The organism is Bacillus sp. AR2-1, assembly GCF_008368755.1.
GTDB lineage: Bacteria > Bacillota > Bacilli > Bacillales > Bacillaceae_G > Bacillus_A > Bacillus_A wiedmannii.
The window spans coordinates 529,012-548,136 of record NZ_QORY01000008.1 but is presented as its reverse complement, the minus strand read 5'-3'; the positions used below and the strand labels follow the sequence as shown (position 1 = coordinate 548,136).

The window sequence follows — 19,125 nt, the reverse complement described above, 5'->3', positions numbered from 1 at the left end:
AATAATTGTTTAATAAAAACATAAAAATATAAAGTTAATTTAAAACTTCTTCCAAGATATCTTCTGCATTTCTTACTAGTTTTGCTCCTTGTTGAATCAGATGATTCGTTCCTGATGCACTATCTATAAATATAGGTCCAGGAAGTGCAAATACCTCTCTATTTTGCTCTAAAGCAAGGTCCGCAGTAATAAGTGTTCCACTTCTTGATTTCGCTTCTACAACTAAAACACCCTTACTTATACCACTAATAATCCGGTTCCTTTTTGGAAAATACCATTTTTTCGGTGCATAGTGCGGCGGATACTCTGTTAATAACAATATATATTCATTCCACGTTTCATATAAATGTCTATTCTCTTTTGGATACATATACGATAATCCATGTCCTAGTATTGCAATAGTCGGGCAATGCCGTCTTACTGTAATTTCATGAGACATTGTATCTATCCCTCTTGCAAACCCACTGACAATAAGCCATTCCCTTTCTAATAATGGGTGTAAAATAAATTTTAAACTCTCATGTCCATATAAAGTCGGTTCTCTCGTTCCAATAACCGCCAATTTATTCGATTTATTGAGAAAATACTTCTCTCCTTTTCCATATAATACAAATGGGGGATCTTGTATTTCACGTAATAATTGTGGATAATCTTCATCCCATATAGTCATATAAAAAATTCGATTTTTCTCTAAATAAGATATATATTGCGAGAGATTTGAACTTTGAAGAAAATTTACTAATTCTGAAGATTTTTTCGAGGATATTCCAGTGTAGTATTCCATTTGTTTCGTATTAAAAGTGTATATTCCCTTCAATTCAGGATCGACATATAGTAGTCTTTCCATCGCCTTCCAATGATCTGCTAAAAAATAATGAAGATGTAATAATCGTTCTCTTTTCATCTTAATTCTCCTTACCCATAATTTTTATTATGTAAACAAGAATTGCGTAAAAAGACACCTTCAAGCAAGAAGGTGTCTTTCAACAGATTAGTAGTTTTTACAAGTCTCAAATAGCCCTTTTTCTTTTAAGACAGAGATTAGCGTTTCGCCCATAACCGCTGGAGTTTCCGCTACTTTAATACCACAAGCTTCCATCGTTTTAATCTTTTCTGCAGCAGTTCCTTTACCACCAGAAATGATTGCACCAGCATGGCCCATACGTTTGCCAGCAGGCGCTGTTTGGCCACCAATGAAGCCTACAACAGGTTTTGTCATATTAGCTTTCACCCATTCAGCCGCCTCTTCTTCCGCTGTACCACCAATTTCACCAATCATAATTACAGCATGTGTTTCTTCATCTTCATTAAATGCTTTTAACGCATCTATAAAGTCCGTACCGTTAACTGGGTCCCCGCCGATACCTACAGCAGTAGATTGGCCAATACCTTCTTGTGTTAACTGATGTACAGCCTCATACGTTAATGTACCAGAGCGAGATACGATACCTACATGGCCTTTTTTATGAATGTACCCTGGCATAATACCAATTTTACATTCATCAGGCGTAATAACACCAGGACAGTTTGGTCCAAGTAAACGTGTATGTTTACCTGCCATATATCTCTTTACATTTACCATATCTAATACAGGAATACCTTCAGTAATACATACTACTAAATCGATTTCTGCATCAACTGCTTCCATAATTGCATCAGCCGCAAAAGCGGGTGGAACGTATACAACTGAAGCGTTTGCGCCTGTTGCTTTCACTGCATCTTCTACAGTATCAAATACTGGTACACCTTCAATATCAGTGCCACCTTTACCTGGCGTTACACCACCGACAATTTTCGTACCGTATTCAATCATTTGTTTTGTGTGGAATAAACCTTGAGAACCTGTAATACCTTGAACAATAACTTTTGTATCTTTATTAACTAATACGCTCATTTTTCTCCCCCGCTTTCTATTAGCCCACTAGTGAAACAATTTTTTGTGCACCGTCTGCCATAGATTCTGCTGCAACAATATTTAAGCCAGACTCATTTAAAATTTTCTTACCTAACTCTACGTTTGTACCTTCAAGACGTACAACTAAAGGCAATTCAAGACCTACTTGTTTCGTCGCTTCAATAACACCTTCTGCGATAACATCACACTTCATAATGCCACCAAAAATGTTAACGAAGATACCTTTTACATTTTTGTCAGAAAGGATAATTTTGAATGCTTCTGTAACTTTTTCAGCTGTTGCACCGCCACCAACATCTAAGAAGTTAGCTGGATCGCCATGGTAATGTTTAATGATATCCATTGTAGCCATCGCTAAACCTGCACCATTAACCATACAACCGATATTTCCATCTAAAGGAATGTAGTTTAGGTCATATTTAGAAGCTTCAATTTCTTTTGAATCTTCTTCATCAAGATCACGAAGTTCTAAAATGTCTTTATTGCGATATAAAGCATTAGAATCAAAGTTTAATTTCGCATCTAATGCCATAACTTTACCGTCACCTGTTGTAACAAGTGGATTGATCTCCGCGATAGAGCAATCTTTTTCGATAAACGCACGGTATAAGCCCATCATAAACTTCACAGCCTGTCCTACAAGCTCTTTTGGAATATTGATGTTAAACGCGATTCGGCGCGCTTGGAAGCCTTGTAAGCCTACTGCTGGATCAATATATTCTTTAAAGATCTTTTCAGGTGTTTGCTCTGCTACTTCTTCAATTTCTGTTCCACCTTCTTCAGATGCCATTAAAACAACTTGAGAAGTTGCACGATCTAAAACTAGACCAACATAATATTCTTTTTTAATATCGCAACCTTCTTCGATAAGTAAGCGTTTTACTTCCTTACCTTCAGGACCTGTTTGATGTGTCACAAGTGTAGTTCCTAAAATGCTCTCTGCATATGTACGAACTTCATCTAAATTTTTTGCAACTTTTACTCCGCCAGCTTTGCCGCGTCCACCAGCGTGAATTTGTGCTTTTACTACACATACATCCGTTCCTAATTCTTTCGCTGCTTCTACAGCTTCTTCTACTGTAAATGCAACCTTCCCGTTCGGAACGCTAACCCCATAGCTTTTAAGGACTGCCTTACCTTGGTACTCATGGATATTCATGGTCCCATCCTCCCCTGTTTTCCTGTTTTACTCGAAAAGTTTTTAAATGTTTAAAAAACATTACATTGCCATTGTATAAGATGATTGGCACGCTGTCTACAATAAAGTGTCAGAAAACTGAAATCGCTTTATTCTTTTTTAAAAATAATAATGTTCATATACCAAAATAAAAAAATAAGCTGCATATTCGCAGCTTATTTGTGAATCGTATCTTTAATTGGTGCAAACGATTTGCGATGTTCTTCTAATACTCCATGCGCTTCAATCGCTTCTAAATGTTGTTTTGTGCCATATCCCATATGTTGTTCAAATCCATATGCAGGATACTTTTCTCCAAGCTCTTTCATCATACGATCTCTCGTTACTTTCGCAATAATGGATGCAGCTGAAATAGAAATACTTTTCGCATCACCTTTAATAATGGATGTTTGCGGAATTGGTGTAGGAAGTTTCATCGCATCAATTAATAAATGTTCTGGTGCACAAGATAAATTCGCAACAGCATCTAACATCGCTTGTTTCGTCGCTTGATAAATATTTATCTCATCAATAACTTGTGGTGATACAATTCCAACTCCAATTGCAATTGCTTGTGCTTTAATTTCATCATAAAAACGCTCTCGCTTCGCCTCACTCAGCTTTTTCGAGTCATTTAACCCTGGAATATAAAAATCTTCCGGAAGGACAACAGCTGCCGTCACGACAGGCCCAGCTAGCGGCCCACGCCCTACTTCATCTATACCTGCAATAAATGTGAGCCCTTTTTCACGTAATGCAATCTCATACTTGGACATTTCGAAAAACTTTTCTTTTTCTTTCTGCGCTAACTCTTTTTGTTTATGCCACTTCAAAATGAGCTTTTGTACCCCTTTTCGCTCATCTTTCATTAATATTTGAAAGCGGTCGTCCTCTTCACTCATAATTTTTTGCAGTAAATGTTCCGCTTCTTGAATAGTCACTTTTTGCATTCACGCACACTCCTTTTGTATACAAAAAAGAAAAGACGTACAAACGCACGTCTTATACTTCTTCTACTTTTTCAACACCTTCTACTTGCTCCGCAAACTCTTCTGGTGTTTCAAACGTCATTTTCCCAAGTTTCCCACCACGAAGCTCACGAAGTATAAGCTCAGATGTTTTATCATAATCAATCATTCCGCCGCCCATTAAACAGCCTCTATTTTTTCCAATTGCATCGAATAACTCCACAATATCTTCTGGAATTTCATTTAAATTATATCGATCTTTCAAACGTTCTGGATAATGTTTTTCCATAAAACGTAAAGCGTAAACAGCAACATCTTGTAAATTTAAAATTGAATCTTTAATTGCGCCTGTTGTCGCTAAACGAAGACCCACTAATTGATCTTCAAATTTAGGCCATAAAATACCCGGTGTATCTAACAGTTCCATTTCCTTCCCAACTTTAATCCATTGTTGAGCTGTTGTTACACCAGGACGATCTCCTGTTTTAGCAATATTTTTCTTCGCCAACTTATTAATTAACGTAGATTTACCAACATTCGGTATACCTACAATTAATGCACGAATTGCTCTCGGTCTAATACCTTTTGCAACCATTTTATCAAATTTTTCTTTCACCAACACTTTACAAGCCGCTGCAATTTCCTTCATACCTTGTCCAGCTTGTGCGTTAATTGAAATTGCCATTTGGCCTTTTTCTTTAAAATATGCAATCCACTGCTTTGTTAAACGATCATCTGCCATATCCGCTTTATTTAAAACAACAAGCCTCGGCTTATGTGTAATAATCTCATCGATCATTGGATTTCGAGAAGATAAAGGTAATCGAGCATCTACAAGCTCAATTACAACATCAATTAACTTTAATTTTTCTGTTACTTGGCGTCTAGCCTTTGCCATATGTCCCGGGAACCATTGAATTACCATGTTGCCACCTTCTTTTTCTTTTATTTCACAATACGAGCATCTTTTAACGGCCAATATAGTATATTTGCTTTTCCAATCACTTGGTCCATTGCAATTGTACCAATCGAACGGCTATCTTTACTAAAACGACGATTATCGCCTAAAACAAATAATTGACCTTCTGGAACAGTTTTCTTCCCTGTCATTTCTTCAAGAGTAAAATCATATGTAAGCGGTCCGTCAGCAATTTGTTTTTTTTGCTTGTCTAAATACGGCTCCTCATAAGCCTTTCCGTTAACATATAGTTTATCATTACGATACTCTATTTCATCGCCTGGCAGGCCGATAATGCGCTTAATATAATCTTTATCTTCCGTTGCTCGGAATACGATAATATCAAATCGTTTCGGATCTCCTATGTGATAACCAATTTTATTGACAATCATTCGATCGCGATCATGTAAAGTAGACGCCATCGATACTCCATCTACGAGAATTGGAGCAAAGAAAAACTGTCTAATAACACCCGCTAATACAACAGCAATCAAAATTGCTTTGATCCATTCCCAAAGTGAACTCTTTTCTTTTTTCATGCATTTCCCCTCCACGATTATGTAAGCTGCTCGTATTATATCAAAATTTTATATAGATTGGAAAAAGGGAGCTTGTGTATTTACAAGCTCCCATACATGTCTTATCGAATTTCTTTAATACGTGCTTTTTTACCGCGAAGGTTACGTAAGTAGTATAACTTAGCACGACGTACTTTACCACGACGAAGTACTTCAAGTTTCGCGATTCTTGGCGTGTGAACTGGGAATGTACGCTCAACACCTACACCGTAAGAAATCTTACGAACTGTGAATGTTTCACTGATTCCGCCACCACGACGTTTAATTACAACACCTTCGAAAAGCTGAATTCTTTCACGAGTTCCCTCAACTACTTTTACGTGTACACGTAAAGTGTCTCCAGGACGGAATGAAGGAAGGTCAGTTTTTAATTGGCCTTGAGTAATTTCTGCGATTAATTGTTGCATATTAAATTCTCTCCTTTAAACAGATGCTCTTATAAAGTCTTAATAAATTACAGCGGAACATCGTTAATATGGCCACTGATTTCAGTAGCACAAGTGTTATAATAGCATATTGCTAGGACTGTTGCAATAGAAAATATATCAAGCCCTTACTTGTCTTCTTTAATTTGTTCTAGCCATTTCGCTTCTTGCTTAGATAATTTTCGTTCTTCCAGTAAATCCGGTCTACGCGTGTACGTACGACGTAGTGATTCTTTGTGTCGCCATTCATCAATATTTTTATGATTTCCTGACATTAGTACATCCGGTACCTTCATACCACGAAAATCAGCTGGACGTGTATAATGAGGATGTTCTAATAAACCTGTACTAAACGAATCCTCGACTTGTGAAGCATGATTTCCTAGCACTCCCGGGAGGAGACGCACGACACTATCCGTAATAACCATAGAGGCTAACTCTCCGCCGGTTAATACGTAGTCACCGATAGAAATTTCATCCGTTACGAGATGCTCACGAATTCGTTCATCGTACCCTTCATAATGACCACACACAAAAATAACATGCTCTTCTTCAGCAAGTTCTTCTGCCTTCTTCTGCGTAAAACGCTCTCCTTGTGGACACATTAGGACAACTCTCGGTTTACGGTCTGTTTCCTTCGTTAACTCTTCCACTGCATCAAAGATAGGCTGGGGGGTTAATACCATCCCAGCGCCACCACCATACGGATAATCATCTACGCTATTATGCTTACTCGTTGTATAATCGCGGAAATTGACAACACGAAGCTCTACCGCTTCTTTTTCTTGCGCTTTCTTTAAAATTGAAGATCCAAACACACCCGTAAACATATCTGGAAACAATGTTAAAATGTCAATTTTCATTATAATAGCCCTTCCATTACATGAATGGTTACTAATTTATTCTCAATGTTAACTTGAAGTACAACATCATCAATATAAGGAATTAATAGATCTTGACCTTTTGGACGTTTAATTACCCAAACATCATTTGCACCAGGAGATAAAATTTCTTTTATTGTTCCTAACGCTTCTCCTTCTTCCGTTACAACACTGCAACCAATAATTTCATGGTAGTAGTATTCGCCTTCAGCTAGTTCACCTAACTGCTCTTCTGGTACTTTTATTAAAGAACCTTTAAACTTCTCTGCTTCATCTACATTGTTGTATCCTTCAAATGTTAATAGATCAAATGTCTTATGTTGACGATGAGAAGTTACTTTCACTGGAAGGTAGTCTGTACTTTTCTCATTACTTATGTATAACGTGTTTCCTACTTTATATCGCTCTTCTGGAAAATCAGTACGAGAAATAACACGTATTTCTCCTCTTACGCCATGAGTATTTACAATTTTCCCTACGTTAAACCATTTTGTCATAAATAGTATGTCACCCCTGGTTTCTATATAAATTAAGCATCTCCATTTCACATATGGAACATGCAACTTCTCTTTAAATGTTAAAAAAGGGAGAGGAAATAACTCCTCGCCCTTTTTACGTTTATTGAATTTCCAGTGTTACTTTTTCATCATTATGATGTCCCACTGAATACAAGAGCATTCGAATTGCTTTCGCAACTTTCCCTTGCTTTCCAATGACTTTTCCAACATCCTCAGGATGTACAGTTAATCGATACTTTATCTCTCCGTTGTAAAGTTCCTGTGTAACTTTTACATCTTCAGGATGATCGACAAGAGGCTTGACAATCGTCTCGACTAACTTCTTCATAGTCATTGCCTCAATTACTTACCTTGTTTAGATAAGTGGAATTTCTCCATGATACCTTGGTTAGAGAATAAGTTACGAACTGTATCAGATGGTTTAGCACCATTTCCTAACCATTTTAATGCTGCTTCTTCGTTGATCTTAACTTCAGCTGGTTGAGCAACCGGATTGTAAGTACCGATTTCCTCAATGAAACGTCCGTCACGAGGAGAACGAGAATCTGCAACAACTACACGATAGAAAGGAGTTTTTTTAGCTCCCATACGTTTTAAACGAATTTTAACTGCCATTTATAAAGCACCTCCGAATTTATTTCACACAGATAATTATATTAGCAAAAAGACTATTGCTTTGTAAAGTATTTTTTCTTAACAGAGCCATCTTTTTTCCTTACATGAATGGAAACTTCAATCCACCTAGTCCTTTTTTCTTACCTTTTTGCATTCCCGTCATCGTTTTCATCATCTTTTTCATATCATCAAATTGCTTGATTAAACGATTGATTTCTTGTACCGTTGTACCGCTACCTTTGGCAATGCGCTTTTTGCGACTAGCATTGATTATTTCCGGTTGTTCTCGCTCTAATTTAGTCATAGAACGAATAATTGCCTCAATATGCCCAATTTGTTTTTCATCAACTTGCGCATTTTTCAGCCCTTTAATTTTATTTGCACCAGGAAGCATTCCTAACAATTCATCAAGCGGTCCAAGTTGACGCACTTGTCCAAGTTGTTCTAGGAAATCGTCAAGCGTAAACGAAAGCGTACGCATTTTTTGCTCAAGTTCTTTTGCTTTCTCTTCATCAACTGTAGCTTGCGCTTTTTCAATTAATGTTAAGACGTCTCCCATCCCTAAAATACGGGATGCCATACGCTCTGGATGGAACGCTTCAATCGCATCTAGTTTTTCACCCATACCAGCAAATTTAATCGGTGTATTTGTTACCGCCTTAATAGATAATGCCGCACCACCGCGCGTATCACCATCTAATTTCGTTAATACAACACCTGTTAAACCTAACTGTTCATGGAAACTTTGTGCAACATTTACCGCGTCTTGTCCCGTCATCGCATCGACAACAAGGAAAATTTCATCCGGTTTCGCAACTTCTTTCACTTTCGCTAATTCATCCATTAGTTCTTCATCAATATGCAGGCGACCTGCTGTATCAATTAAAACATAATCGTGATGATCTTCTTTTGCTTTTGCAATCGCTTGTTTCGCAATTTCAACAGGACTTACTTGATCTCCTAAAGAGAATACAGGCATGTCCAATTGCTTCCCTAATGTTTCAAGCTGTTTAATCGCTGCTGGACGGTAAATATCCGCTGCAACAAGCATTGGTTTACGATTATGCTTTTTACGAAGCAAATTCGCAAGCTTACCTGTCGTCGTTGTTTTACCCGCACCTTGCAGACCAACCATCATTATAACAGTCGGTGGCCTATTAGCAACAGCAATTTTGCTTTGCTCTCCGCCCATAAGTTCTGTAAGTTCTTCCTGTACGACTTTAATTACTTGTTGTCCAGGTGTCAAACTTGTCATTACATCTTGTCCGACAGCACGTTCAGACACACGCTTTACAAAATCTTTTACTACTTTAAAGTTAACGTCCGCTTCTAAAAGAGCTAGACGAACTTCTCTCATCATTTCTTTCACATCGGCTTCAGAAACTTTTCCTTTGCCGCGGATTTTTTGCATTGTCTGTTGAAGTCGGTCGGCTAATCCTTCAAATGCCATATTGCCGCCCTCCTAATCTAATTTTTCGATAGCTTCAACAACTTGTTTCATTTCTTCATTCACATGCTCTTCTTCGCTGATTAGCTGTTTTAGCTTTGCAACAAGTCGCTGTCGCTCTTGAAACTTTTGAAGTAATACTAATTTATCTTCATATTCTTCAAGCATCGCTTCAGTCCGTTTAATGTTATCATACACGGCTTGGCGACTTACATCAAATTCTTCCGCAATTTCACCAAGAGATAAATCATCTAGATAATAAAGCGACATATAACTTCTTTGTTTTTGCGTTAACAACGATTGATAAAAATCAAATAAATAGTTCATTCTCGTTGTTTTCTCGAGCATGTTGGATCATCCTTTGTTAAGTGATTTCCCTTTACATGAATTAGTTTACATGGAGTACAAAAGAGTGTCAAGTTTTTTTCTTAACATCACATATTTTTATAGAAAAAGAAGCGGAAAATACCGCTTCTTTCACTTACACTTCTTCTGTTTCTACTAAGTTCGCAAATAAACCATACACATATTGTTCTGGATCAAACTGCTGCAAGTCATCCATTTGCTCTCCTAATCCAACGAATTTCACCGGTACATCCATTTCGTTACGAATCGCTAATACAATACCACCTTTAGCAGTTCCATCTAACTTCGTTAAAACAATACCAGTAACATTCGTTGCTTCACGGAATGTCTTCGCTTGACTTAAACCGTTTTGTCCTGTTGTTGCATCAATAACAAGTAATACTTCGTGAGGAGCCCCCGGTACTTCACGCTCAATTACACGCTTCACTTTCTCTAACTCTTTCATTAAGTTTACTTTATTTTGTAAGCGTCCTGCTGTGTCACATAGTAATACGTCTACTTTACGTGCTTTCGCGGCTTGTACAGCGTCATACATAACCGCCGCTGGATCAGATCCTGACCCTTGTTTAATCACTTCTACACCAACGCGATCGCCCCATACTTCTAATTGTTCAATCGCTCCTGCGCGGAATGTATCTCCTGCCGCCAATAGGACAGACTTACCTTCTGATTTGAATTTATGTGCTAGTTTACCAATCGTCGTCGTTTTCCCTACGCCGTTAACACCGACAAATAAAACAACTGTTAATTGATCCTCTTGCATATTAATTTCGTTACTAAACTCACTGTCGCCTTTGTAAATTCCTACTAACTTTTCTGAAATAACAGCTTGTACTTCTTTTGGATCTTGGATGTTACGACGTTGCACTTCTTCTTTCAATTGATCAATTAATTCCATTACCGTCGAAACTCCGACATCTGCACCAATTAAAATTTCTTCTAATTCCTCAAAGAAATCTTCATCTACTTTACGATAACGATAAACTAAATCATTTACTTTATCTGCAAACGAATTTCTCGTTTTTTCTAATCCATGTTTAAATTTCTCTGTTACCGTATCTGTTTGTTTTGAAATTTTTTCTTTTAATTTTTTAAAAAAACTCATACTGTCCCATCCTTCCTAATTACTTGCAACTAGTTCTTCTCCATCATCCAAACGAACCGAAACAAGTTTAGATACCCCTGACTCTTGCATTGTTACACCGTACAATACGTCAGACTCTTCCATTGTACCTTTTCTATGTGTAATAACAATAAACTGTGTCTCATCACTAAATCTCTTTAAATACTGCGCAAAACGGGCAACATTCGCCTCATCAAGAGCCGCCTCTACCTCATCTAATACACAGAATGGGACTGGGCGCACTTTTAAAATACCGAATAACAGCGCAATTGCTGTTAAAGCACGCTCCCCACCAGAAAGTAAACCTAAGTTTTGCAGTTTCTTCCCTGGCGGTTGCGCTACAATATCAATACCAGTATTTAATAAGTCCTCTGGATTCGTCATGACTAAATCCGCTCTACCGCCTCCAAATAATTCAGAGAATACCGATTGAAACTCCATTCGAATTCCTTCAAACGTAGTAGAAAAACGTTTTTTCATTTCTTCATCCATTTCGGTAATAAGTTGGTGCAATGTCGCTTTCGCTTCTTCTAGGTCATCTTTTTGCTCTAGTAAGAATGTATGACGCTCTGCTACACGCTCATACTCTTCAATTGCCCCTAAGTTCACTGTGCCTAGCTCTTCGATGGATAATTTAATTAGTTTCACCTTTTTACGTGCATCCTCTGCAGGCATCATCATTGTATACTTCAGTTTTGCTGCTTCAAATGAAATCGTATATGTTTCACGTAAATGTTGTAATCTATTTTCTAACTCTACATCAAGTCGGTTTATTTTTACTTCTTGATTTTTCAGCATCTCAAGAATGTATTTATGTTTACCTGTTGTTTCTTTCAGATTACGTTCTAAATGTTCTACTCTCTCTTGTAACGATACGCGTTGTTCACGACGAGAGCGAATTAACTCTGAAGTTTGATTACGATCATATGCTTTCTTCTCAATCATATTCGTAATCTGTTCTTCACCACTTGAATTAGATGTCATTTCTTGTTTTAAGAATGCTAAATCCTCTTTCGTTTTGACAAGCGTTGCATCCGTTTCTTCTTTTTCCTTCGTCAATCGTTCAACTTTTTCTTTTTGATTAGATAAGCGTTGTTGCTTTTCAGCCGCCAACACTTTTAACTCAGTCATTTCTTTTTGCACTTTTTCCTTCGAAGAATGCTGCTCACTTTTTTGTTTTGTTAAAGCGACAATTTTGCTATCTAATTCCGTAATCTCCGCTTGAAGCGTTGCTAAAATCTTTTCTAGCTCTTCTTTACGTCCTTGTATTTTCACTTGATCTTGTAAGAATCCTTCAATCTCTAAATCGTAAATAGATAAACGATCATTAATACGATGTTCTTCTAATTCTAAGCGACTAATTTCTTCTCTTAATTTCTGTTCATCTACACGCTCTGCTTCTACACTTTGCCTTAGTTCCCGTATTTTCACTTCTTTTTCTTGAATCTCTTGCTTTACTGCTTTAACAAAGTTTTCTAACTTTGTCGTTTTTTCTTCCATATCAGTTAACTTGTTCGTCCACTCTTCTAGCTCACGTTGACGTCCTAATAAAGAAGATTTCGCCTGTTTTACCGCTCCACCAGTCATAGAACCACCAGGGTTCACTACATCACCTTCGATTGTTACAATGCGATAACGGTATTGCAATTGTTTCGCCAACTCATTCGCCCCACGTAAATCTTTCGCAACAATAACAGTACCTAATAAATTTGAAACTACATTTTCATATTTATTGTTATATTGCACAAGTTCTGCCGCCACACCTACAAACGATGGGTGTTGATTTACAATACGTAATTGTTCAAATGATAACGATCTACTTTTAATAACAGCTTGTGGTAAAAACGTTGCTCGTCCATGTTTATTTTGTTTTAAAAACGTAATTGCATTACGAGCATGTTCTTCTTCTTGTACGACAATATGCTGCATCGCTGCACCTAGAGCAATTTCCATTGCAATTTCATATTCTTTCGGTACCGTTAGCAGTTCTGCAACAGCACCCTCGATACCTTGCAACCTATCTTCTCTAGCTTTTAATACTTCACGTACCCCTTGATAGAAACCAGAGTAATCCTCTTGCATCTCTTCTAGCATTTCTTTTCGAGAACGTGCCTGTTGTACAAATTGATACGCTTGATACAGTTTTGTTTCATTTTCACTATACTGCGTCTTGCATTTCCCAAGTGCCGCTTCTGTCTTTTGTATATTCGAAAGGATACCAGCTACTTTTTCTTTTACTTGTTCATAACTTTCCACAAGTTTCGTCTTTTTCGCTGTAATTTCCATGCGTATTTCTACATATTTCGCATTTTCTTCATCGAGGCGTTCATTTTTTGAGTTTTGTTGTTTAGATTGTTCTTCAATCATAGATAACTCATTACGATGACTAGCTTGTTGATTTAAAAGTTCAATATAGTCACCTTTTAAATTCTCAATTTGTTCCTCTAAATTGTCAGCAAAAGTTGCAAGCAGTAGCTCATTATCATGCAATTTCGTCTCCAACTCTTTTACTTGATTTACAAATTGCATCAACACTTCTGTACTGGATTCAATTTCACCATCATAACTTGTAGCTTTCTCTGTTAATTCAACAATTAACTGTTCGAGTTGTGCACAATGCGTCGTTGCATTTTGTTTTCTCTCTTTTAATAACTCACGCTGTCCTTCTAACTTTTCTAGCTCTTTACTAGAAAGAAGCAGCACTTCTTGTAAGGAATCTACAGACTCATCTACTGCTTGTAATTGTCCTCGTAATTCCTCAAGCTCTTCTTCACCTTTTTGTAAATGCGTTGACATTTTAGCTTCTTCGTTTTTATTATGCCCAAACTGATTTCGAAGCGCTTCCCATTTCTCATGTAATTCTTCAATTTCATGTACAATAAGCGCCGCTTCTACTTTCTCTAATTCTTCTTTTTTCTCGAGATAATCTTTCGCAATAGAAGCTTGTCTTTCTAAAGGTTCTACTTGACTACTTAATTCGTGAATGATATCTTGTACACGATTTAAGTTTTCTTGTGTGTCTGCTAATTTCACTTCAGCTTTCTTTTTACGAAGTTTGTATTTCAGCACTCCCGCAGCTTCTTCAAATACACCACGACGTTCTTCTGATTTACTACTTAAAATCTCTTCAACTTTCCCCTGGCTAATAATCGAAAAAGCTTCTCTTCCCATACCAGAGTCCATAAATAAATCGATAATATCTTTCAATCTACATGATTGTTTATTAATATAAAAATCACTATCACCAGAACGAGATACACGACGCGTTACACACACCTCATTATATTCAATCGGTAAACGTTGATCTTCATTATTTAAAGTTATTGTTACTTCAGCAACATTAACTGCTCTTCTCGTATCACTGCCTGCAAAAATAATATCCTCCATCTTTGCACCACGTAATGATTTTGCAGATTGTTCACCAAGTACCCAGCGAATCGCATCAGTAATATTACTTTTCCCACTTCCATTAGGTCCTACTACGGAAGTTACACCTGGGACAAAATCAACAGATACACGCTCAGCAAAAGACTTAAACCCTGCTATTTCTAATCTTTTTAAAAACACGAAAGGCCTTCCTCCTATTCTCCGTTGTTATAACTGTTGTCTATACAAAAACAAGCTATTATACGGATTTCCCTTCCCTTTATTCACAAACAAAAAGAAAGTTTCATTCTATGCATAAGGAATCCCCCTCATTCAAAGGGGGATTCCTTATAGTTGTTCTTTTAATTTTTTCAATGCTTCTGCAGCAGCTTGTTGCTCTGCTTCTTTTTTCGACTTGCCACTACCAAGACCTAAAGCCACGTTATTTAACGTAACACGTGACACAAATTCTCGATTGTGGGCCGGTCCTTTTTCCTGCAAAATTTGATACTCAATATTGCCACTACCATCACGCTGAATCAACTCTTGTAATTGACTCTTATAATCCATCACATGAGAAAAAGCACCTTCATTAATTTTAGGGTATACAATTTCTTTTAAGAAGCCCCATACTGTTTCTAACCCTTGATCAAGATAAAGGGCACCAATAAACGCTTCAAAGACATCCGCTAATAAAGCTGGTCGTTCACGTCCACCTGTCATTTCCTCACCTTTTCCTAATAAAACAAGGCTACCAAATGACAACTCGTTTGCAAAACGAACAAGAGATGGTTCACATACAATAGCTGCACGTAGTTTCGTTAACTCTCCTTCGCTCATTGTCGGATATTTTTGAAACAGATACTGTGACACAGTAAGTTCCAATACTGCATCTCCAAGGAATTCGAGACGCTCATTGTCTTCATGCGGTTTTTTTCGATGCTCATTCACATACGATGAATGCGTAAATGCTTGAATCAATAATTTTTCATCTGAAAACGTAATACCTATCTCTTCTTGAAATACTTTAAACGCTTCACGATATTTTGTTTCGTATTTTTTTTCTCTATGTTTTCGGTACGGCATAAGTCCCTCCAGATATAAGCCGAGAAGCCCCGCTAAAAAAACGGGACTTCACTTAAGCATTATAGATGACTCTCTATGTAAGTCACAGCATCGCCAACAGTAGCAATCTTTTCAGCATCTTCATCAGAAATTTCCATTTCGAATTCATCTTCCAATTGCATTACAAGTTCTACTACATCTAGGGAGTCTGCGCCTAAATCTTCTTTAAAGCTCGCAGCTGGTACTACTTCAGTTTCTTCTACACCTAAACGATCAACGATGATTTTTGTTACACGCTCTAAAACATCTGCCATTCCATTCACCTCCCCTCAAATATTATATTAAATATTGGCCAAAAAAACTAGTTGAAATCAATTCTTTTATTACATTACCATTCCGCCATCAACATTTAACGTTTGCCCTGTAATATATTTGCTTTGATCAGAAGCAAAAAACGTTACAGTATTTGCGATATCTTGCGCTTCACCAAACTGAGCTGCAGGAATTAACTTTAACATTTCGGCTTTTATATTTTCATCTAATATATCCGTCATATCAGTCGCAATAAAACCTGGAGCAATTGCATTTACAGTAATATTACGGCTCGCTAATTCTTTTGCTGATGTTTTTGTTAATCCAATTACACCCGCTTTAGCAGCAACATAGTTTGCTTGTCCTGGATTACCTGTCACTCCAACAACAGAAGCGATATTAATAATACGTCCATGACGCTGGCGCATCATGTATCGAGATACTGCCTTCGTACATAAGAATACACCTTTTAGGTTTGTATTAATAACTGTATCCCATTCTTCTTCTTTCATACGCATTAATAAATTATCTTTTGTTACACCTGCATTATTTACAAGAATATCAACTTGTCCAAATGTATCTACAGTTTGTTTCACCATATTTGTAACGTCTTCAGCATTTGCAACATCTGCTCTTACTGCAATTGCATCCGAACCTAATTTCTTTATTTCATCAACTACTTCATTCGCCTTTTGCTCATTACCAGCATAATTTACTACAACATTTGCCCCTTGTTTCGCTAAATCAATCGCAATCGCACGACCAATTCCACGTGAAGCGCCAGTTACTAATGCTACTTTCCCTTTTAACATCAGTTTTCTCCTCTCAAATTTGAAATGGTATCTTTTAATGTCTCTTCATCGTATATCGCATATGCTTTCACTGATGAATCAATTGACTTCATAAGCCCAGCAAGTACTTTCCCAGGTCCAATCTCAATAAATGTATCTACCCCTTGATTCACCATGTTTTCAATGGACGGGTACCATAAGACAGGCGAATAGAGCTGTTCAATTAGCTTTTCTTGAATAAGTGCACCACTTGTAATAACGTCTGCTGTTACATTTGCGATAACAGGAATATTCGTATCTTGAATTGTAATTTCTTTTAAGACACTTTGGAACTTCTCCGCTGCTGGCTTCATAAGCGAAGAGTGGAACGGTCCACTTACCTTAAGCGGAATTGCTCTCTTTGCACCATTTTCTTTCGCTCTTTGAGAAGCAATCTCAACTCCTTGCTTTGTTCCAGAAATCACAATTTGCTTCGTACTATTCATATTAGCGATTTGCACTGCATATCCTTCACTTGTTACTTCTTCTGTAACTTGTTTCAGCATATGTGGATCAGCACCTAAAATAGCCGCCATTGCACCTTCTCCACCAGGAACAGCTTCTTCCATATATTCCCCACGTTTTCTTACAGCATATACAGCGTCTTCAAAAGTTATTGCACCCGCTGCTACAAGAGCGCTATATTCACCTAAACTATGCCCTGCAACAAAGTCTGGTGTAATATAATACTCTTTCAAAGCTGTCAAAATAGCAAAACTCGTTGTTAATAAGGCCGGCTGCGCATTTGTCGTTAACGTAAGCTTTTCCTGCGGCCCTTCAAAAATCACTTCTGAAAGTGAATCTTGCAACACCTCATCTGCTTTCGCAAACACATTTGCAACCTCTTTATTATTCTCCGCTAACTGTTTACCCATTCCAACTGCCTGTGAACCTTGGCCCGGAAAAAGAAATGCTAGTTTTCCCATTTCAAATCCTCCTCTTATTGGAGTGGCTCTTTCTCCATTACGCTTGAAATAGTAGGAATAACTTCTTTCGCTACCATTTCTCTCGTTTGACGAATCGCACTAAATATTGATTGGTCATTGGAAGAACCGTGAGCCTTAATGACTGGAGCTTTCAATCCAAATAATGCCGCTCCTCCATACTCCGAATAATCCATTTTATCTTTTAATACCATAAGTTTTGGCTTTAATACCGCTGCTGCTAATTTGCTCGTAAACGAACTCATTAACTGCTCTTTTAACATAGAAAATAACGCAAGTGCTGTTCCTTCTAATGATTTTAGCGCTACATTCCCTGTAAAACCATCACATACAACAACATCTGCTACACCTTGCAATAAATCTCTTGATTCAACGTTCCCAACGAAATTAATTGGGGCATCCTTAAGCATTGCAAAGACTTGTTTTGAAAGCTCGTTCCCTTTGCCATCCTCTGTTCCAACGTTCAAAAGTCCAACGCGAGGATTTTTAATTCCTCTTACTTTCTCAGCGTATACAGATCCCATTACTGCATATTGATATAAATGAATTGGTTTTGCATCAACGTTCGCTCCAACATCTAACATAACAAAACCTTCTCCATCAACCGTCGGCATTGTAGGGGATAAAGCTGGTCGCTCAATTCCTTCCATACGACCTACAACGAACAATCCAGCCGCCATTAAAGCTCCTGTACTACCAGCTGATATACAAGCATCCGCTACGCCGTCTTTCACTTGCTGCGCTGCTAGTACCATTGAGGCTTGTTTTTTTCGACGAACGGCTCTTACTGGTTCATCTGTCGATTCTATTTTTTCATCTGTATGAAGTATAGTAATTCGTTCTTCACTCGTTAAGTATTGACGAATTTCCTCTTCTTTCCCTACTAACGTAATATGTAAATCAGAATATTCCTTAATAGCTTTCATTGCTCCTAATACGACAGCCTTTGGAGCATGATCGCCGCCCATTGCATCTATTGCGATTTTCATAAGTTGTTACCTTCCTCACTATAATTACTAGATCGATACATTTCAAAAGTGCCTGTAAAAACAAGTTCTTCTCCAACAAAGCTACGCACTTTGACAACGGTCCGTCCTTTATCATTCTCTACATCTTCAACGCGCGCTTTTGCAACAACACGCTCTCCTAATTTTACAGGACGAATGTATCGAATGGTAGACTTTGCAGTTAAAGCTAATTCTTCATCAATAACCGCAACAGCTAGTGAGTTTGCTTGTGCAAACAAATGATGCCCACGGGCAATCTGATTTCTTTTAAATACGTGTTCTACCTTCACTTCAAAGATAGAAATCGCATGTCTATCTAATTCTATATCGATAATTTCTCCGACAACCTCTTCTAACGGTAAAGATTTCACATCTTCTTCATGTTGCTTTGTAGCTACATGTTTAATTCTTTCTCTTAATTCAGGAATAGATAATTCCATACGGTCAAGACGTACGGTTTGTATACTCACTTGAAATTTTTCTGCTAAATCTTCATCCGTAATAAAAGGATTCGTTTCTATTGTTTGTTGTAATAATTGTTGTCTTTCTTTTTTACTTCTTCTTTTTTTCATACCGCACCATCCATTTTTATGACTAGGTACTAACAGTAGTATATAATCATTAAAAGTA

The 19,125-nt window shown here is 37.5% G+C and carries 21 protein-coding genes; all 21 read right to left on the bottom strand.

Features of this window, described 5'->3' with window-relative positions; genetic code table 11:
* Window positions 1-34: 34 nt before the first annotated feature.
* Window positions 35-904 (bottom strand): DNA-processing protein DprA, encoded by an 870-nt coding sequence (gene dprA, locus DT250_RS12635; protein ID WP_088064286.1) that lies wholly within the window; start codon window positions 902-904, stop codon window positions 35-37.
* 87 nt (window positions 905-991) lie between these two features.
* On the bottom strand, window positions 992-1,894 hold the full coding sequence (gene sucD / locus DT250_RS12630; RefSeq protein ID WP_000115178.1) for a succinate--CoA ligase subunit alpha: 903 nt from the start codon (window positions 1,892-1,894) through the stop codon (window positions 992-994).
* Between the two features lie 19 nt (window positions 1,895-1,913).
* Window positions 1,914-3,074 carry an ADP-forming succinate--CoA ligase subunit beta gene (gene sucC, locus DT250_RS12625; RefSeq protein WP_001020778.1) on the bottom strand — a complete coding sequence of 387 codons (1,161 nt, stop codon included), beginning with the start codon at window positions 3,072-3,074 and terminating at the stop codon, window positions 1,914-1,916.
* Window positions 3,075-3,268: 194 nt separating this feature from the next.
* Window positions 3,269-4,042 carry a ribonuclease HII gene (locus tag DT250_RS12620; RefSeq protein ID WP_088064287.1) on the bottom strand — a complete coding sequence of 258 codons (774 nt, stop codon included), beginning with the start codon at window positions 4,040-4,042 and terminating at the stop codon, window positions 3,269-3,271.
* A 52-nt stretch (window positions 4,043-4,094) separates the two neighbouring features.
* Window positions 4,095-4,985, bottom strand: a complete 891-nt coding sequence (gene ylqF / locus DT250_RS12615) for a ribosome biogenesis GTPase YlqF (RefSeq protein WP_048546006.1) — start codon at window positions 4,983-4,985, stop codon at window positions 4,095-4,097.
* A 20-nt stretch (window positions 4,986-5,005) separates the two neighbouring features.
* Window positions 5,006-5,557: a signal peptidase I gene (gene lepB, locus DT250_RS12610; protein ID WP_087981660.1), complete on the bottom strand. Its 552-nt coding sequence runs from the start codon at window positions 5,555-5,557 to the stop codon at window positions 5,006-5,008.
* Between the two features lie 101 nt (window positions 5,558-5,658).
* Window positions 5,659-6,003 (bottom strand): 50S ribosomal protein L19, encoded by a 345-nt coding sequence (rplS, locus tag DT250_RS12605; RefSeq protein WP_001186518.1) that lies wholly within the window; start codon window positions 6,001-6,003, stop codon window positions 5,659-5,661.
* 146 nt (window positions 6,004-6,149) lie between these two features.
* Window positions 6,150-6,884 (bottom strand): tRNA (guanosine(37)-N1)-methyltransferase TrmD, encoded by a 735-nt coding sequence (trmD, locus tag DT250_RS12600; protein WP_097889673.1) that lies wholly within the window; start codon window positions 6,882-6,884, stop codon window positions 6,150-6,152.
* Complete coding sequence (gene rimM / locus DT250_RS12595; protein ID WP_000170282.1) at window positions 6,884-7,399, bottom strand: ribosome maturation factor RimM; 516 nt, start codon at window positions 7,397-7,399, stop codon at window positions 6,884-6,886. Before rimM ends, trmD begins: the two co-directional genes overlap by 1 nt.
* 121 nt (window positions 7,400-7,520) lie before the next feature.
* Complete coding sequence (locus DT250_RS12590) at window positions 7,521-7,748, bottom strand: KH domain-containing protein (RefSeq protein ID WP_000737397.1); 228 nt, start codon at window positions 7,746-7,748, stop codon at window positions 7,521-7,523.
* Between the two features lie 14 nt (window positions 7,749-7,762).
* Window positions 7,763-8,035 carry a 30S ribosomal protein S16 gene (rpsP, locus tag DT250_RS12585; protein ID WP_000268750.1) on the bottom strand — a complete coding sequence of 91 codons (273 nt, stop codon included), beginning with the start codon at window positions 8,033-8,035 and terminating at the stop codon, window positions 7,763-7,765.
* Window positions 8,036-8,135: 100 nt separating this feature from the next.
* Window positions 8,136-9,485: a signal recognition particle protein gene (gene ffh, locus DT250_RS12580; RefSeq protein WP_000863466.1), complete on the bottom strand. Its 1,350-nt coding sequence runs from the start codon at window positions 9,483-9,485 to the stop codon at window positions 8,136-8,138.
* A 12-nt stretch (window positions 9,486-9,497) separates the two neighbouring features.
* Window positions 9,498-9,830: a putative DNA-binding protein gene (locus DT250_RS12575; RefSeq protein WP_000891061.1), complete on the bottom strand. Its 333-nt coding sequence runs from the start codon at window positions 9,828-9,830 to the stop codon at window positions 9,498-9,500.
* A 133-nt stretch (window positions 9,831-9,963) separates the two neighbouring features.
* Window positions 9,964-10,953 carry a signal recognition particle-docking protein FtsY gene (gene ftsY / locus DT250_RS12570; RefSeq protein WP_000007644.1) on the bottom strand — a complete coding sequence of 330 codons (990 nt, stop codon included), beginning with the start codon at window positions 10,951-10,953 and terminating at the stop codon, window positions 9,964-9,966.
* A 15-nt stretch (window positions 10,954-10,968) separates the two neighbouring features.
* Entirely contained in the window at window positions 10,969-14,538 is a 3,570-nt protein-coding gene (gene smc / locus DT250_RS12565; RefSeq protein WP_149213091.1) for a chromosome segregation protein SMC, read from the bottom strand.
* A gap of 147 nt (window positions 14,539-14,685) precedes the next feature.
* Window positions 14,686-15,423 carry a ribonuclease III gene (gene rncS, locus DT250_RS12560; RefSeq protein ID WP_001146867.1) on the bottom strand — a complete coding sequence of 246 codons (738 nt, stop codon included), beginning with the start codon at window positions 15,421-15,423 and terminating at the stop codon, window positions 14,686-14,688.
* 59 nt (window positions 15,424-15,482) lie between these two features.
* Window positions 15,483-15,716, bottom strand: coding sequence for an acyl carrier protein (acpP, locus tag DT250_RS12555; RefSeq protein WP_000786062.1), 234 nt, complete (start codon window positions 15,714-15,716; stop codon window positions 15,483-15,485).
* Between the two features lie 69 nt (window positions 15,717-15,785).
* Window positions 15,786-16,526 carry a 3-oxoacyl-[acyl-carrier-protein] reductase gene (gene fabG, locus DT250_RS12550; RefSeq protein ID WP_000911777.1) on the bottom strand — a complete coding sequence of 247 codons (741 nt, stop codon included), beginning with the start codon at window positions 16,524-16,526 and terminating at the stop codon, window positions 15,786-15,788.
* Window positions 16,526-17,470 (bottom strand): ACP S-malonyltransferase, encoded by a 945-nt coding sequence (gene fabD / locus DT250_RS12545; RefSeq protein WP_098133899.1) that lies wholly within the window; start codon window positions 17,468-17,470, stop codon window positions 16,526-16,528. The genes fabG and fabD overlap by 1 nt, the downstream gene beginning before the upstream one ends.
* Window positions 17,471-17,484: 14 nt before the next feature.
* Window positions 17,485-18,477 carry a phosphate acyltransferase PlsX gene (gene plsX / locus DT250_RS12540; RefSeq protein WP_000684108.1) on the bottom strand — a complete coding sequence of 331 codons (993 nt, stop codon included), beginning with the start codon at window positions 18,475-18,477 and terminating at the stop codon, window positions 17,485-17,487.
* Window positions 18,474-19,067: a transcription factor FapR gene (gene fapR, locus DT250_RS12535; protein WP_048546022.1), complete on the bottom strand. Its 594-nt coding sequence runs from the start codon at window positions 19,065-19,067 to the stop codon at window positions 18,474-18,476. The genes plsX and fapR overlap by 4 nt, the downstream gene beginning before the upstream one ends.
* Window positions 19,068-19,125 lie beyond the last annotated feature (58 nt).

What these genes read in the sequence shown, in the direction of transcription:
- dprA (WP_088064286.1), bottom strand. Translation starts at nt 904, where the DNA reads ATGAAAAGAGAACGATTATTACATCTTCATTATTTTTTAGCAGATCAT.
- sucD (WP_000115178.1), bottom strand. Translation starts at nt 1,894, where the DNA reads ATGAGCGTATTAGTTAATAAAGATACAAAAGTTATTGTTCAAGGTATT.
- sucC (WP_001020778.1), bottom strand. Translation starts at nt 3,074, where the DNA reads ATGAATATCCATGAGTACCAAGGTAAGGCAGTCCTTAAAAGCTATGGG.
- DT250_RS12620 (WP_088064287.1), bottom strand. Translation starts at nt 4,042, where the DNA reads ATGCAAAAAGTGACTATTCAAGAAGCGGAACATTTACTGCAAAAAATT.
- ylqF (WP_048546006.1), bottom strand. Translation starts at nt 4,985, where the DNA reads ATGGTAATTCAATGGTTCCCGGGACATATGGCAAAGGCTAGACGCCAA.
- lepB (WP_087981660.1), bottom strand. Translation starts at nt 5,557, where the DNA reads ATGAAAAAAGAAAAGAGTTCACTTTGGGAATGGATCAAAGCAATTTTG.
- rplS (WP_001186518.1), bottom strand. Translation starts at nt 6,003, where the DNA reads ATGCAACAATTAATCGCAGAAATTACTCAAGGCCAATTAAAAACTGAC.
- trmD (WP_097889673.1), bottom strand. Translation starts at nt 6,884, where the DNA reads ATGAAAATTGACATTTTAACATTGTTTCCAGATATGTTTACGGGTGTG.
- rimM (WP_000170282.1), bottom strand. Translation starts at nt 7,399, where the DNA reads ATGACAAAATGGTTTAACGTAGGGAAAATTGTAAATACTCATGGCGTA.
- DT250_RS12590 (WP_000737397.1), bottom strand. Translation starts at nt 7,748, where the DNA reads ATGAAGAAGTTAGTCGAGACGATTGTCAAGCCTCTTGTCGATCATCCT.
- rpsP (WP_000268750.1), bottom strand. Translation starts at nt 8,035, where the DNA reads ATGGCAGTTAAAATTCGTTTAAAACGTATGGGAGCTAAAAAAACTCCT.
- ffh (WP_000863466.1), bottom strand. Translation starts at nt 9,485, where the DNA reads ATGGCATTTGAAGGATTAGCCGACCGACTTCAACAGACAATGCAAAAA.
- DT250_RS12575 (WP_000891061.1), bottom strand. Translation starts at nt 9,830, where the DNA reads ATGCTCGAGAAAACAACGAGAATGAACTATTTATTTGATTTTTATCAA.
- ftsY (WP_000007644.1), bottom strand. Translation starts at nt 10,953, where the DNA reads ATGAGTTTTTTTAAAAAATTAAAAGAAAAAATTTCAAAACAAACAGAT.
- rncS (WP_001146867.1), bottom strand. Translation starts at nt 15,423, where the DNA reads ATGCCGTACCGAAAACATAGAGAAAAAAAATACGAAACAAAATATCGT.
- acpP (WP_000786062.1), bottom strand. Translation starts at nt 15,716, where the DNA reads ATGGCAGATGTTTTAGAGCGTGTAACAAAAATCATCGTTGATCGTTTA.
- fabG (WP_000911777.1), bottom strand. Translation starts at nt 16,526, where the DNA reads ATGTTAAAAGGGAAAGTAGCATTAGTAACTGGCGCTTCACGTGGAATT.
- fabD (WP_098133899.1), bottom strand. Translation starts at nt 17,470, where the DNA reads ATGGGAAAACTAGCATTTCTTTTTCCGGGCCAAGGTTCACAGGCAGTT.
- plsX (WP_000684108.1), bottom strand. Translation starts at nt 18,477, where the DNA reads ATGAAAATCGCAATAGATGCAATGGGCGGCGATCATGCTCCAAAGGCT.
- fapR (WP_048546022.1), bottom strand. Translation starts at nt 19,067, where the DNA reads ATGAAAAAAAGAAGAAGTAAAAAAGAAAGACAACAATTATTACAACAA.